A 13,000-nucleotide genomic window follows, 5' to 3' on the forward strand; every position below is an offset into this window, starting at 1 on the left:
AGAGCGATGCCTTTGCCGGGAAGAAAAACGCCAGGGGCCCCGCATGATGCGAAGACCCTGGCGGATGTGTTTGCTTCTTTCTTATGCGAAGGTCTCGCCCACCAGCTCTTCGCTCTTCTTCCACAGTGCGGCTGCATTGGCTGCATCCAGCGCATAGGCAAAGACACCGCCGCTCATCACGCCGCCCTCGGCATCGACCGCGACGATTTCGGACACGTGGCAATCCTCGCAATACTTGCCACCGACCTCTTCCGCCGGAGCCACTACCGCAGCCCAGACGGAAGTCGCGGAACCCTGCGGAATCGTCTTGAACTCAAACGGCGGCACGCCGGCTTCCTTGCGCTGCTGCTGAATCCGCTCCAGCCACTGCATCAGAACATCGTCGCCGATATGACGGCTAAGCTCGGTCTGGATGCCGCCCGGGTGCACCGCCGTCGCGCGAACACCACGGCCACGGTGGCGACGGTCAAACTCGACCGAGAACAGGATGTTCGCCGTCTTCGAGCGTCCATAGGCCACGATCGGGTCATACTCTGTGGTCTCGAAGTTCGGGTCATCGAGGTTCACATCGGAGTAGCGGTGTCCAGCCGACGACAGGTTGACCAGGCGTCCGCCATCCTTGATGAGCTTTGCAATGCGGTTCACAAAGACAAAGTGGCCCAGGTGGTTGGTCCCAAACTGCGTCTCAAAGCCGTCCTTTGTCTTCCCGAAGGGCGTTGCCATCACACCGGCGTTGGCGATCACCACGTCGAAGAGCTTGCCCTCGGCGTTGAGTTTGTCGGCCGCGGCACGAACGCTGGCCAGGTCGGCCAGGTCCAGTTCGATCAGGCTGAAGCTGCCGCCGTTCGCCTCGGCTGTCCTGCTCACCTCGGCGGTAGCGCGCTGTGCCTTCTCCAGATCGCGCGCCGCGCCAACGACCTCGGCTCCGTGCTCCACAAGAGACCGGGCGGTCTCAACGCCCAGGCCGGCGGAGACGCCCGTCACCAGGATCCGCTTTCCCTTTAGATCTACGCCCGCCAGAACCTCATCCGTTGTCGACGTTGCACCAAATGCCATTTCAGAAATCCTCCTGCCGGAGCACCATACGGGCTTCGGCTATCATCAAAACGGAGAGTCTCTCCGTTCGTATCCATAGGATTACCGGAGACTATCTCCGGTTTCATTTTCTGATGATGAAAAAATTCACAGCCACGCCCGCACCTCGCAAACCCCGCGCCGACGCGCAGCGGAACCGCCAGCGCATTCTGGAAGTCGCCAAAGCGGTCTTCACCCGCCGGGGAGCCGAAGCCAGCCTGGACGAGATCGCGAAGCTGGCCGAGGTGGGTCCTGGTACGCTGTACCGCCACTTCCCCACCCGCGACGACCTGTTGGTGGCTGTCTACCGCAGCGAGGTGGAGCGGCTGGGCGAGGTACAACGAAAGTTCTCTGCCGAGCTGCCGCCAGCCGAAGCGTTACGACAGTGGCTGCTGGTCTTCATCGACTACCTGCAGACCAAGAAGCTGGTAGGCCCGGCCCTGAATGCCATGGTGGGCGGACCATCGCAGGTCTACGAGCACAGCTCCAATGTGCTGACCGAGACCACAACCACATTGGCCGCAAATGCGATTGCCAGCGGCGACCTGAGCAAAGACGTTGATCCGATGGATATGCTGCGGGCCATCTATGGAGTTTCTACCGCAGCCGCAGGGGATGACTGGCCGGTGAAGGCGCGACGGTTTGTGGATGTGCTGATCTCTGGGTCACGGCCGTAATCGTCACTCTGGGATAGAAATGCGATTGCGGTTGCCTTTGAGAGCGCCTCGCGTCCTAGTCTGCCGTCGAAACCTCTTCCACCACCTCTTCCACGGCTTCGGCCAATGCCACTGTGCCGTGGTAGATATAGCGTCCAAGCCCCGCGGTGAACAGCAGACATCCGTAAAGCGCGTGCTCATAGGAAGAAGCCGCCATGGAGCCTGTGTGCTGGAATCTCCAGGCGAAGAGCAGGCCGCCAAAGGCCGTAAGCCCCACCGCGACCCAGTTGCGGAAGACCAGATGCATGAAGCCGAACGAGAAGGCGCTGACAACGACAAGCAGCAGAGGATGAGGAAACAGCACCGCATAGCGTTCCATCAGGAAGACGCGGTAGACGATGCCCTGCGGGTAGACCGAGAACACTGGATAAAGCACCATCACCAGCATCCACAGGGCAGGCCGCTGGCGGGGCATATCGAAGAGGGCGTCCGGAATGAAGCGCCAGATGCAGTACACGATGATGGACGCAATGATGAGGAAGATGACCGCAGCCGAGGGCAGCGTGGCAGGAACAGCGGCTGCACCGAAGACCGGTACAGGCAGGTGAGCCCTCCCCAGAGTCCACCAGCAGTAAGCCGCGGCTAGCCACAGGATAGGCAAGGGCGAGATACGCCAGGGTGAGTACCGGTAGGCAACCGGCAACGCGACAAACAGCACCACGAACTCAAGCAATAAAAACCAGTGGGTCATATGCAGTCGGAAAAGGTACAGACACAAAAAGGCCGCCCATTACGGACGGCCTTTCTGATGTGCTTTCACGGTGGTGCTTAGGCGGTGACCGGCTCGGCGATTTCCTTCAGACGCTTTTCGAGCAGGGCTTCCAGCTCTTCCAGGGCCTTGGAGAAGCCTTCGATGCCTTCCTTCAGTTTGTCGTGGGCCATGCGGTCCTCGGCGTGCAGCTTCTCGAAGGTGGCCTTGTCCATCGGGATCTTCTCGATCTCCATGGAAGCAGACTTGGCCGCATCCAGCTTCTTCTCGAGGGTGCCTTCCTTCTCGTCCAGCTCAGCCAGCAGCTTGGGAGCGATGGTCAGCAGGTCGGAACCAGCCAGCTCAATAATCTCGCCGATGTTGCGGAAGCTGGCGCCCATCACCTGGGTCTTGTAGCCGAACTTCTTGTAGTAGTTGTAGATCTTGGTGACGGAGATAACGCCGGGGTCTTCCGCGCCGGTGTAGTCCTTGCCGGTGTCCTTCTTATACCAGTCCAGGATGCGGCCGACGAACGGCGAGATCAGGGTGACCTTGGCCTCGGCGCAGGCAACGGCCTGGTGCATGCCGAACAGCAGGGTCAGGTTGCAGTGGATGCCTTCCTTCTCCAGAACCTCTGCCGCCTTGATGCCTTCCCAGGTGGAGGCGATCTTGATCAGGATGCGCTCCTTGCCGATGCCGGCTTCTTCGTACTGCTTGATGATCGAGTGTGCCTCGGCGATGGTCTTCTCGCTGTCGTAGGAGAGGCGGGCGTCGACCTCGGTCGAAACGCGGCCCGGAACAATCTCCAGGATCTTGCGACCGAAGGCGACAGCCAGGGTCTTGAAGGCCTCGGCGGCAATGGTCTTGTCGTCCGCGCTGGCGCCAGCCTTGGCCTTGGCGTTCTTCAGCACGTCATCGACGATGTGGCTGTAGGCAGGCATGCCGGCCGCAGCGGTGATCAGGGACGGGTTGGTGGTCGCGTCCGTCGGCTTAAACTTCTCCATCGACTGCATATCGCCGGTGTCGGCTACGACGGTCGTGAACTGCTTCAGCTGCTCCAAAAGGGTGGCCATGGGAGTCTCCTCGCTCGAATATCGCTCCCCTTAAGACTACACCTTCCACAGGGCGGGATGCGTGGTAGGACCAGTACCACGCGGTGAATTTTCATCGCACCCCGACATTTCCACACCGACCGCTACATCTTGTGTTGCTTCTGGAAAGATCGCAAGCTACTGTAGAGAAACCTCACGATGTGCAGGGGAAGCCGGTGTAAATCCGGCACTGTCCCGCAACGGTTACAGTCCGACTACCTGCCCTGAGGAATACGCATGCATCGTCCCCGCGGAGGGATGGCGTGACAGGTCGCTTTGTGCCCTTTGGGTGCCTGCTTCTTGCCCGCCATACGTCTGCCAGGCCGGTGACAAGGAGCTACCGAGCGATGGCAACTACCCTCCCCCAACCTGGCACCCAGACCAGCCTGCACGATCTGAACCCCGGTTTTCCCCCGCCCGCAAGCGAGACCCCGGTGATGCATGTCCGCAAGCGTAACGGCAGCCTTGAGCCGGTGGATGTGAACAAGATTGTCCGCGCCGTGCAGCGCTGCGCCCAGGGCTTGAACGCGGTAGACGCCATCCGCGTTGCGTCCAAGACCATCGGCGGCCTGTATGACGGCGCCACGACGCAGGAGCTGGACAAGATCTCCATTGACACGGCCGCGGCGCTGATCGCCGAGGAGCCGCAGTACAGCCGCCTGGCGGCACGCCTGCTGCTGGCCACCCTGCACAAGGAGGTCTCCGGGCAGGACCTGCACTCCTTCTCGCAGTCCATCCAGTACGGCTTCCAGGAAGGCGTCGTGAACAAGGCCGTCGCCGAGTTTGTGAAGACGCACATGCGCAAGCTGAACCATGCCGTCGACGACGGCCTGAGCGACCGCTTTGAGTACTTTGGCCTGCGCACGGTGTACGACCGTTACCTGCTGCGCGACCCTATCTCGCGCAAGGTGATTGAGACGCCGCAGTACTTCTTCCTGCGCGTGGCGTGCGGCCTTGCCGGCTCGCCCGCGGAGGCGATTGAGTTCTACCGTTTGATTGCGGCTCATGAGTACATGCCGTCGTCCCCGACGCTGTTCAACTCCGGTACCAAGCATGCGCAGATGTCGAGCTGCTACCTGCACGACTCTCCGTCGGACTCGCTGGACTCGATCTACGACACCTACAAGAACGTGGCCCTGCTGTCGAAGTTCTCGGGCGGTATTGGCCTGGCCTTTCACCGCGTACGCAGCGAAGGATCGCTGATCCGCGCCACCAATGGCCTGTCGAACGGCATTATCCCCTGGCTGCGTACACTGGACTCCTCGGTGGCGGCCGTCAACCAGGGCGGCAAGCGCAAGGGCGCCTGCTGCGTCTACCTGGAGCCGTGGCACGCAGACGTGGAGCAGTTCCTGGAGCTGCGCGACAACACCGGCGACCATGCCCGCCGCACTTATAACCTGAACACGGCCAACTGGATTCCTGACCTGTTCATGGAGCGCGTGGATGCCGACGGCACCTGGTCGCTCTTTGACCCGAAGGATGTGGCGGAGCTGCCGGACCTGTTCGGCGACGCGTTCAAGGTGGCCTATGAGAAGGCCGAAGCGGAGAAGCTATACAAGCGCCAGGTGAAAGCCCGCGACCTGTACGCACGCATGATGCGCACGCTGGCCGAGACCGGCAACGGATGGATGACCTTCAAGGATGCCTGCAACCTGAAGTGCAACCAGACGCTGGAGCCCGGCAACACGGTTCACCTGTCAAACCTGTGCACGGAGATCACCGAGGTTTCGTCCAAGGACGAAACAGCCGTGTGCAACCTGGGCTCCATCAACCTGGCTCGTCACGTTGGAGCGGATGGCGAGTTCGACTTCGCCAAGCTGGCCGAGACGGTGCGTATCGCCGTGCCGATGCTGGACCGCGTGATCGACATCAACTTCTACCCCATTCCGGGCGCGCAGGTTTCGAACTCGAAGTGGCGTCCGGTGGGTCTGGGTGTAATGGGTCTACAGGATGTCTTCTTCCAGATGCGCATTCCCTTCGACTCGCCCAGGGCGCGCGAGCTGTCGCAGCGCATCCAGGAAGAGATCTACTACTACGCCCTGCTGGCCAGCACGCAGATTGCCGAGCGTGACGGAGCGCACGAGACCTTTGCGCAGACGCGCCTGGCACAAGGAAAATTACAGTTTGATCTGTGGGGTGTAACGCCGACAGACACCGCTCGCTGGGATGCTCTGCGCGAGCGCATCAAGCAGTACGGCGTGCGCAACTCGCTGATGATTGCCATTGCACCGACGGCGACCATCGCCTCCATTGTTGGCTGCTACGAGTGCATTGAGCCGCAGGTATCGAATCTGTTCAAGCGCGAGACGCTGTCCGGCGAGTTTCTGCAGGTGAACCGCTATCTGGTGAACGAGCTGAAGGAACGCGGCCTGTGGACCGAGGAGATGCGTCAGCGCCTGAAGATGAGCGAAGGCTCCGTACAGAACCTGGCCGAGCTGCCGGAAGACCTGAAGCAGGTTTACCGCACCGTGTGGGAGGTACCGATGCGCAGCCTGATCGACATGGCCAAGGAGCGCGGAGCGTACATTGACCAGTCGCAGAGCCTGAACCTGTTTGCCGAGAGCCCGAACATCGGCAAGCTGAGCTCCATGTACATGTACGCATGGAAGAATGGCATCAAGACCACCTACTACCTGCGCTCGCGCCCGGCGACACGCATTGCCAAGACCACCGTCCAGGGCTCGTCTGCACGGCAGACAGAGACGGCGCCTGCCGCCAAGGCGTACACCCCGACGGAAGCCATCGCATGCTCGCTTGAGAACCCCGAGAGCTGCGAGGCCTGCCAGTAAACGCATTCGTACTTTTGGTTTGTCATTCCGTAGCGAAACGAAGGGATCTGCTTTTCTAGATGCAGGAAGCAGATCCCTCCACTTCGTTGCGGGATGACAACAGAAAAAGCCCTTTACCGCATCGAACAGGAGCCACCCATGTCCGCCATTGAAGCCCCCGAGCACATTCTTGACCCAGGCCTTTGCCTGACCCTGCGCCCCATGCGTTATCCGGTCTTCTACGACATGTTCCGCGATGGCATTAAGAACACGTGGACGGTGGAAGAGGTCGACTTCTCTACCGACCTGGTGGACCTGCGCAGCAAGCTGTCCCCGGCGGAGATCCACCTGATCCAACGCCTGGTGGCCTTCTTCGCAACGGGCGACTCCATCGTGTCGAACAACCTGGTGCTGAACCTGTACAAGCACATCAACTCGCCGGAGGCGCGGCTGTACCTCTCGCGCCAGTTGTTTGAAGAGGCTGTGCATGTGCAGTTCTACCTGACGCTGCTGGACAACTACGTCCCCGACCCGGACGAGCGCGCTGCTGCCTTTGCGGCCGTCGAGAACATTCCTTCGATCAGCAAGAAGGCCGACTTCTGCATGAAGTGGATGGACTCCATCCAGGAGCTGGACCACCTGGCCACGCAGGACCACCGCCGCCAGTTCCTTCTGAACCTGATCTGCTTTGCCGCCTGCATTGAGGGCCTGTTCTTCTTCGCGGCGTTTGCCTACGTGTACTTCCTGCGTTCGAAGGGCCTGCTGCATGGGCTGGCTTCCGGCACCAACTGGGTCTTCCGCGATGAGAGCGCGCACCTGGAGTTTGCCTTCGAGGTGGTCAACGTCGTTCGCTCGCAGGAACCCGACCTGTGGGACGCCAAGCTGGAGCAGGACATTGTGGAGATGCTGAAGGGCGCGGTCGAGGCCGAGCTGCAGTTCAGCGAAGACCTGCTGTCGGGCGGCGTTGCCGGCCTCTCCGTCCGCGACATGCGGCAGTACCTGGAATACGTTGCCGACTCGCGCGTGCAGCGCCTGGGCATGCCCCCAATCTTCGGAAGCAAGAACCCATTCGGCTTCATGGAGCTGCAGGACGTGCAGGAACTGACCAACTTCTTCGAACGCCGCGTCTCCGCCTACCAGGTGGCCGTCGCGGGCGAGGTGGACTTCTCGCACGAAGACTTCTAAACCAATCGCGTTTCCAAACCTTGAAGCCCGGCAGCGATGCCGGGCTTTGATCTTGGTTGCAATATATTGCAAATTGCGATATAAATATTGCGGATTGCAATAGCCATGAAACTGGCCGACAAAATCCGATACCTGCGCGAAGTGGAGGGCTCACTTCGCGGCATGAACCGGTCAATGACGCAGCAGGAACTGATGCGCGCCATTGAGGCGGAGACAGGGAGCTCGCTGAGCCAAAGCTATCTCTCGCAGATTGAGAGCGGCGCACGCCCTCACCTGACCAACACAACACGCCAGGTGCTGGCGAAGTTCTTCAGGGTGCACCCCGGCTACCTGGTGGATGACCCAGAGGGCTACCACGCCGACCTGCTTTCGGACGCCCGCGTGCTGGAGGACAAGGTTGACCTGTGGCTGGTCAGCGGAGCGGAGCGCTTCCGGCGCGATCCGGAGCTACGTGCCGCACTGCTGAAACTGGCTCAGCATGACCGTTCCCGCCAATGCCTGCTGTTGCTTGCATCCATGCTCGACACGCCCCACCTGGTCGAGCGGCTGACAGAGATCCTGCGGCCGGACAAGGTTGAGAAGCCCGCCAAAAAAGCCGTCGCAAAGAAGACGGCGCGTGGGCGAAAGGAACCCCGATGAACTGGGATGTCATTTATCTGGTCTGCTTTGGTACCGGCTTTGTGCTGAGTGTGCTGTCTGCGGTGGCTGGGTTTGGGCATCTCCATCTGGGCCACCTGCACCTGGGTCACTCTGCGAATCTGCATCACGGCCATGGTGTTTCGCGCTTCAATGCCTTCAGCGTGCTTGCATTTCTGTGCTGGTTTGGCGGCACCGGTTACCTGCTGCATCATTACAGCGCCTTTGTTGCGCCCGTGGTGCTGCTGCTCTCCGCGGGAAGCGGATGCGTTGGAGCCACCATTCTGTTCTGGTTCTTCGCGAAGGTGCTGTTGCCGCGTGAGCGCGAGTTGACTGCCGCCGACACGGATGCTCGCGGTGTGACCGGCAAGCTGAGCGCCGGAATCCTGCCGAGCGGTACCGGCGAACTGCTGTACACGCAGAACGGAGTGCGGCGCTCGGCCATTGCCCGCAGCGTGGACGGCCTGCCGCTGGAACGTGGCACCGAGGTGATTGTGCTGCGGTACGAGCACGGCGTGGCCTACGTAAAGCCGTGGCACGATCTGCAGCTTGACCGCACGGATTAGCACACCAATAAGTTCTCTCGCCTGAGCTGTAGGAGAAAGCTCAATGCCCGTCCGGCCGCAGCCAGCGACCGGATGCACGGCAGACCTGTGCCTTACGACTGGCTACAACCCAAAAAGGAAAACTATGCCGCAATCGGTATTCATCATTGTTGGACTCATTGCCGTCGCTACTCTGGTTCTTCTGGTCCTGCTGGCGAAGATGTTTCGCAAGGCAGGCCCTAACGAAGCCCTGATCGTCTATGGCTTCCGCGGTCCGCGCATTATCAAGGGCCACGGCTCGGTCATCTTTCCGCTGGTGGAGAGCTGCAAGGAACTCTCGCTGGAGCTGATGTCGTTTGACGTCGCTCCGCAACAGGACATGTACACCAAGCAGGGCGTTGCCGTGACCGTGGAAGCCGTCGCGCAGATCAAGGTGCGCAGCGACCAGGAGTCGATCCTGACCGCTGCGGAGCAGTTCCTGACCAAAACGCCGCAACAGCGTGAAGGCCTGATCCGCCTGGTGATGGAGGGTCATCTGCGCGGCATCATCGGTCAGTTGACCGTGGAGCAGATTGTGAAGGAGCCGGAGATGGTTGCCGAACGCATGCGCTCCACCTGCGCCGAGGACATGAGCAAGATGGGTCTGGAAGTCGTCTCATTCACCATCAAGGAGGTGCGTGACAAGAACGAATACATCACGAACATGGGTCGCCCGGACGTAGCCCGCATCCGCCGCGACGCGGAGATTGCCGCCGCTGAAGCTGAGCGCGACACTGCCATCAAGCGTGCCGAGGCCCTGCGCCAGTCCGCCATAGCCAAGGCAGCAGCCGACCAGGAACGCGTGATCGCTGAGACAGCATCGCTGGCCAAGCAGGCTGAAGCGCAGCGCGACCTCGACATCCAGAAGGCGCAGTTTACTGAGCAGAGCCGCCGCCAGGAAGCGCAGGCCGACAAGGCCTATGAGCTGCAGACCAACGTGATGCAGCAGCAGGTGGTTGCGGAGCAGGTGAAGGTGCTGCAGATTGAGAAGGAGCAGCAGGTGAAGGTGCAGGAAGCCGAGATTCTGCGTCACGAGAAGGAGCTGATTGCGACCGTGCTCAAGCAGTCTGAGATCGAGCGTCAGCGCATTGAAAACCTTGCCGCTGCGGAACGCGCCCGCCTGACCGTGGAGGCTGAAGGCCGCGCATCCGCTATCCGCGCACAGGGTGAGGCGGAGGCCGCCATCATCTTCCAGAAAGGCGAGGCGGAGGCCAAGGCCATGAATGTGAAGGCCGAAGCCTACCAGGAGTGGACACAGGCCGCCGTGGTTGACCGCCTGATCACCAACATGGCGGAGGTGGTGCGCGCCATGAGCGAGCCGCTCTCCAAGGTGGACAAGATCACCATCGTCTCCACCGGCGACGGCAGCAATGTAGGCGCCAACAAGCTGACCGGCGAAATGACCAAGATCGCCAGCCAGGTACCTGCGTTGTTTGAAGCTCTGAGCGGTATGAGTTTAACCGACCTGATGAGCAACGTGAAGCAGATGAAGCCTCGCGATGATTCGCAGGGCACCCATGCGTAAGTTGTAATCTTGCGGAGCCGCACCATGCGGCTCCGCAAGCCTGTTGTGCAGAAGGAGAAACATCATGCCACTACTCGAACGCGTCACAACGCTGCTGCGGGCTAACCTGAACGACCTGATCGACAAGGCCGAAGATCCCGAGAAGATGATGAAGCAGCTTCTGCTGGATATGGAGAACCAGCTTCTGCAGGTGAAGACGCAGGTCGCGATCGCCGTGGCCGACCTGCACCTGCTGGAAAACCGCAAGCGCGAGCATGAGGAGTCCGCCACGGGGTGGCACAGAAAAGCCGAGCTGGCCATAGCGCGTAACGACGAAGCGCTTGCCCGCATGGCGCTGGACCGCAGTCTGAGCGCACAACAAATGGCCGGCAGCTTTGCTCAGCAGATGGACGACCAGCAGATGGAGGTCGAAACCATGCGCAATGCTTACCTGCAACTGCAGACACGCCTGAAGGAGACCGAGGCTCAGTGCGAACTGCTGATAACCCGCAATCGCCGCGCGAAGGCCGCAGGGAAAGCCACGGCGGCACAGACAAAGATCGCCGACGGCGCTGCTCTTCGTTCGCTGGACAGGATGAAGACGAAGATCCTGGGACAGGAGGCGGAGAACTCCGGCGCGCAGGCGGTGCTTGGGCTGAACACCGTAGAAGACCGCTTCCACAAGCTGGAGCGTGAGAGCCGCATCGACGACCTGCTGCTGGAGCTGAAACAACAGCAGCGGCTACCGGGGTAATGTCTTTTCCTCCCAAGAGGACATGGCCTCTCATGTAAACTTCCCGCATCCCCGCTATGTCGAGCATTCAGGACACCCACTTCCTCGAACAGCAGATTGCCCGCCTGCAGGCGCTGCTGGAGGCGTCGCGCCAGGTGCACTCCACCACGCAGGCAGGTGACGTTCTGCGGCAGACGGCGCGCATTGTTGTCCGCGAGCTGGAGATGGAGGGAGCGGTCTTTCTTGCTCCCGATGGCGCAGTCCTGGTTGGTTACGGCGATGCTCCATCCGCTCCGTATAACAACTGCCCGCGCTTTGCTCTGCTCGCAAAAGAGGGCGCAACGCTGGCCACGCTCATCGTCGCCACTCCGCTGGGCACTGAGCTTTCCATCTACGAGCAGGACTTTCTGGAAGGTCTTGTGCTGCAGACCGCCGTTGCCCTGGAAAACGCGACCTTTCATGAACGCAACCTGCAGTGGGCGCGTGTGCAGCAGGACCTGGACGCGGCGCGGCAGATTCAACGTTCCCTGCTGCCTAAAACCATGCCGCAGATTCCCGGCTTCGCGATTGCCGCACGTTCCACCGCCTGCTACGAGGTGGGCGGCGACTACCTGGACACGATGGAGCTGCCCGACGGCAGCCACCTGATGGTGGTGGCCGATGTTGCCGGCAAGGGACTGGCTTCCGCCATTGTGGCGACCATCTTCCGTGCCGCCTTCCGCTCGCTGGCCAGCCGCGCCGTCTCCCTGGAAGAGATGGCGGCGCAGGTGGGCCAGCAGCATTATGACGAAGGCGATGAAGCCCGCCGCCGGTATGTGACGGCCATCCTTCTGAAGCTTGATCCGGAGACCGGCGAGGGCGAAATCGTCAACTGCGGCCACAACCCTGGTGTCCTGGTGGGCGCGGACGGCTCCATTCGCATGATCCAGGCCTCGGGGCCTCCGCTGGGCATGCTGCCGGGCATGCGCTACATGGCGGAACCGATCCACGTGCCCGCAGGCGCGCGCGTGCTGCTTTACACCGATGGCCTGACCGAGGTCTTTCGTGAAGACGATGAAGAGTTCGGCGAGGGCCGCCTGGCCGAAACCTTCAAAGAGCTGGAGACACGCGATCCCGTGGTCATCCTCGATTCCATCTGGGCGACGCTTGCCGCCTTCTCCAACAACGCTCCACCAACCGATGACATGACCGGCCTGGCCCTCTGCCATCTTGAGGCTGCAACCGCATGAAGAACGGAAGCGCCGTCGAAGTAACGCTGCCCTCGGAGCTAGGCTTTGAGAAGGTGGCCATGAGCACTGCCGCCAGCATGGCCCAGTTGATGGGCTTCAGCCCGGACCGCATCGAAGACCTGAAGACCGCCGTAGCCGAGGCCTGCATCAACGCGATTGAACATGGCAACCGGCTGGACGACACACTGTCGGTCGGCGTGATTCTCTCGTCCAGTGATGACCAGCTGGAGATCAAGGTCATGGACGACGGCGCGGGCATGTTGCAGCAGCCGGCCACACCCGATATCGACAAGAAGATGCTCGGCGAGGAAGACCCTCGCGGCATGGGCATCTTCCTCATCCAGTCGCTGGTCGACGAGGCCGAGTGGCACCAGGGACCGCCGGGCAAGAGCTTTGTGCGGCTGGTCATCCGGCTCGACAAGGAGAAGAATTAAGCAATGCAGGCCCCCACCAAAGTTGCGACGCGGACAGCCACGGCTGCCTCCGGCACCACGGTCACCATCCTCGCCTTCGCGGGCGACATCGCTTCTACCTCGAAGGACGCGATTCTTGATGCCTACAACGCGACCGATGCGAAGAAACTGCTGCTGGACTTTACCGGCACCGAGTATGTGAACTCTTCCGGCATCGCCATCATCATCCAGGTACTGCTGGATGCCGCCAGGACGGGCGACCGCACCGTCGGCATCTTCGGCCTGACGCCGCATTTTCAGAAGGTCTTCACCATGGTGGGCATCGGCAAGTACGCCACGCTGTCGCCGGATGAAGCCACGGCGCTGGCCGCGCTCTAGG

Annotated in this window: 13 protein-coding genes and 1 riboswitch; of the genes, 10 read left to right on the plus strand and 3 right to left on the minus strand. The window is 61.2% G+C overall.

Going from position 1 to position 13,000, the window contains the following annotated elements; translation table 11 throughout:
• Positions 1-81: 81 nt before the first annotated feature.
• Entirely contained in the window at positions 82-1,056 is a 975-nt protein-coding gene (locus tag OHL13_RS12220) for an SDR family NAD(P)-dependent oxidoreductase (RefSeq protein WP_263410402.1), read from the minus strand.
• Positions 1,057-1,169: 113 nt separating this feature from the next.
• Here OHL13_RS12220 and OHL13_RS12225 point away from each other — a divergent pair, with 113 nt between their 5' ends.
• Positions 1,170-1,751 carry a TetR/AcrR family transcriptional regulator gene (locus tag OHL13_RS12225; protein WP_399255695.1) on the plus strand — a complete coding sequence of 194 codons (582 nt, stop codon included), beginning with the start codon at positions 1,170-1,172 and terminating at the stop codon, positions 1,749-1,751.
• 55 nt (positions 1,752-1,806) lie between these two features.
• Here OHL13_RS12225 and OHL13_RS12230 read toward each other — a convergent pair whose 3' ends face one another.
• Positions 1,807-2,481, minus strand: a complete 675-nt coding sequence (locus OHL13_RS12230) for a CPBP family glutamic-type intramembrane protease (protein ID WP_263410403.1) — start codon at positions 2,479-2,481, stop codon at positions 1,807-1,809.
• Between the two features lie 77 nt (positions 2,482-2,558).
• Positions 2,559-3,551: a transaldolase gene (locus OHL13_RS12235; protein WP_263410404.1), complete on the minus strand. Its 993-nt coding sequence runs from the start codon at positions 3,549-3,551 to the stop codon at positions 2,559-2,561.
• 171 nt (positions 3,552-3,722) lie between these two features.
• Positions 3,723-3,798, plus strand: a riboswitch (adenosylcobalamin-variant (AdoCbl-variant) riboswitch).
• Positions 3,799-3,916: 118 nt separating this feature from the next.
• Here OHL13_RS12235 and OHL13_RS12240 point away from each other — a divergent pair.
• From OHL13_RS12240 to OHL13_RS12280, 9 genes are all read left to right on the plus strand, one after another.
• Positions 3,917-6,358, plus strand: a complete 2,442-nt coding sequence (locus tag OHL13_RS12240) for a ribonucleoside-diphosphate reductase subunit alpha (protein ID WP_263410405.1) — start codon at positions 3,917-3,919, stop codon at positions 6,356-6,358.
• Between the two features lie 138 nt (positions 6,359-6,496).
• Positions 6,497-7,522, plus strand: a complete 1,026-nt coding sequence (locus tag OHL13_RS12245) for a ribonucleotide-diphosphate reductase subunit beta (protein ID WP_263410406.1) — start codon at positions 6,497-6,499, stop codon at positions 7,520-7,522.
• A gap of 105 nt (positions 7,523-7,627) precedes the next feature.
• Positions 7,628-8,161 carry a transcriptional regulator gene (locus OHL13_RS12250; RefSeq protein ID WP_263410407.1) on the plus strand — a complete coding sequence of 178 codons (534 nt, stop codon included), beginning with the start codon at positions 7,628-7,630 and terminating at the stop codon, positions 8,159-8,161.
• Positions 8,158-8,724, plus strand: a complete 567-nt coding sequence (locus OHL13_RS12255; RefSeq protein ID WP_263410408.1) for an NfeD family protein — start codon at positions 8,158-8,160, stop codon at positions 8,722-8,724. The genes OHL13_RS12250 and OHL13_RS12255 overlap by 4 nt, the downstream gene beginning before the upstream one ends.
• 124 nt (positions 8,725-8,848) lie before the next feature.
• Complete coding sequence (locus tag OHL13_RS12260; RefSeq protein ID WP_263410409.1) at positions 8,849-10,267, plus strand: flotillin family protein; 1,419 nt, start codon at positions 8,849-8,851, stop codon at positions 10,265-10,267.
• A gap of 64 nt (positions 10,268-10,331) precedes the next feature.
• Entirely contained in the window at positions 10,332-11,000 is a 669-nt protein-coding gene (locus OHL13_RS12265) for a PspA/IM30 family protein (protein ID WP_263410410.1), read from the plus strand.
• A gap of 56 nt (positions 11,001-11,056) precedes the next feature.
• Positions 11,057-12,208, plus strand: coding sequence for a PP2C family protein-serine/threonine phosphatase (locus OHL13_RS12270; RefSeq protein WP_263410411.1), 1,152 nt, complete (start codon positions 11,057-11,059; stop codon positions 12,206-12,208).
• Positions 12,205-12,642 carry an ATP-binding protein gene (locus OHL13_RS12275; protein ID WP_263410412.1) on the plus strand — a complete coding sequence of 146 codons (438 nt, stop codon included), beginning with the start codon at positions 12,205-12,207 and terminating at the stop codon, positions 12,640-12,642. The genes OHL13_RS12270 and OHL13_RS12275 overlap by 4 nt, the downstream gene beginning before the upstream one ends.
• A 3-nt stretch (positions 12,643-12,645) precedes the next feature.
• The gene (locus OHL13_RS12280) at positions 12,646-12,999 is read left to right on the plus strand and encodes an STAS domain-containing protein (RefSeq protein ID WP_263410413.1); all 354 of its coding nucleotides are present in this window, start codon (positions 12,646-12,648) and stop codon (positions 12,997-12,999) included.
• Position 13,000 lies beyond the last annotated feature (1 nt).

This window comes from Terriglobus tenax (genome assembly GCF_025685395.1).
Taxonomy (GTDB): Bacteria; Acidobacteriota; Terriglobia; order Terriglobales; family Acidobacteriaceae; genus Terriglobus; species Terriglobus tenax.

Coding starts and splice junctions, on each gene's coding strand:
- OHL13_RS12280 (WP_263410413.1), top strand. CDS start 12,646: ATGCAGGCCCCCACCAAAGTTGCGACGCGGACAGCCACGGCTGCCTCC.
- OHL13_RS12250 (WP_263410407.1), top strand. CDS start 7,628: ATGAAACTGGCCGACAAAATCCGATACCTGCGCGAAGTGGAGGGCTCA.
- OHL13_RS12240 (WP_263410405.1), top strand. CDS start 3,917: ATGGCAACTACCCTCCCCCAACCTGGCACCCAGACCAGCCTGCACGAT.
- OHL13_RS12260 (WP_263410409.1), top strand. CDS start 8,849: ATGCCGCAATCGGTATTCATCATTGTTGGACTCATTGCCGTCGCTACT.
- OHL13_RS12235 (WP_263410404.1), bottom strand. CDS start 3,551: ATGGCCACCCTTTTGGAGCAGCTGAAGCAGTTCACGACCGTCGTAGCC.
- OHL13_RS12225 (WP_399255695.1), top strand. CDS start 1,170: ATGATGAAAAAATTCACAGCCACGCCCGCACCTCGCAAACCCCGCGCC.
- OHL13_RS12245 (WP_263410406.1), top strand. CDS start 6,497: ATGTCCGCCATTGAAGCCCCCGAGCACATTCTTGACCCAGGCCTTTGC.
- OHL13_RS12275 (WP_263410412.1), top strand. CDS start 12,205: ATGAAGAACGGAAGCGCCGTCGAAGTAACGCTGCCCTCGGAGCTAGGC.
- OHL13_RS12230 (WP_263410403.1), bottom strand. CDS start 2,481: ATGACCCACTGGTTTTTATTGCTTGAGTTCGTGGTGCTGTTTGTCGCG.
- OHL13_RS12265 (WP_263410410.1), top strand. CDS start 10,332: ATGCCACTACTCGAACGCGTCACAACGCTGCTGCGGGCTAACCTGAAC.
- OHL13_RS12255 (WP_263410408.1), top strand. CDS start 8,158: ATGAACTGGGATGTCATTTATCTGGTCTGCTTTGGTACCGGCTTTGTG.
- OHL13_RS12270 (WP_263410411.1), top strand. CDS start 11,057: ATGTCGAGCATTCAGGACACCCACTTCCTCGAACAGCAGATTGCCCGC.
- OHL13_RS12220 (WP_263410402.1), bottom strand. CDS start 1,056: ATGGCATTTGGTGCAACGTCGACAACGGATGAGGTTCTGGCGGGCGTA.